Origin of the sequence: Halomonas sp. GXIMD04776 (genome assembly GCF_049808615.1) — a bacterium.
GTDB lineage: Bacteria > Pseudomonadota > Gammaproteobacteria > Pseudomonadales > Halomonadaceae > Modicisalibacter.
This window is the reverse complement of record NZ_JBNCAN010000073.1, coordinates 1-509: the sequence shown is the minus strand read 5'-3', so window position 1 is coordinate 509 and position 509 is coordinate 1. Positions and strand designations below refer to the sequence as shown.

Below are 509 nucleotides of genomic sequence, written 5' to 3'. Positions count from 1 at the left end.
TACTTCAACCGTGTGGTGATGGGGCCGCGCCTGTTGGTGATCGATGAGATCGGCTACCTGCCCTTCGGGCGCGACGAGGCGAACCTGTTCTTCAACGTCGTTGCCAAGCGCTACGAGCGCGGCAGTATGATTCTGACCAGCAACCTACCGTTCACGCAGTGGGCCGGGACCTTTGCCGACGATCAGACGCTGACCGCCGCAATGCTGGATAGGCTCTTGCATCACGCCCACATCGTGCAGATCACCGGCGAGAGCTACCGTCTCAAGGACAAGCGAAGAGCTGGTACCACTCCGCCGGCAACGGCAGCCGAATAACCGACGGATCCAGGGGGTCAATATTACTTCGGCGATTCAGAGCCAAAGAGGGTCACTTTTCAGTCGGCGTTGACAGCCACCGACCCGTTGCATGAGTTGCTGCGCCAAGGGGCACGAGACCTGATCGCCAAGGCCGTGGAAGCCGAACTGGCCACTTTCCTGGCCCAGTATGCCGACACGACCCTGGCGGATGG

The 509-nt window shown here is 60.7% G+C and carries 1 protein-coding gene and 1 pseudogene; both read left to right on the top strand.

Annotated features, from left to right (window positions below; all coding sequences use genetic code 11):
* Positions 1–315: ATP-binding protein (locus tag ACPF7Z_RS19455; RefSeq protein ID WP_425194883.1), on the top strand; the 315-nt coding region annotated here is incomplete at its 5' end.
* A 69-nt stretch (positions 316–384) separates the two neighbouring features.
* Positions 385–509, top strand: a pseudogene (locus tag ACPF7Z_RS19450) (IS256 family transposase); the annotation flags it as partial.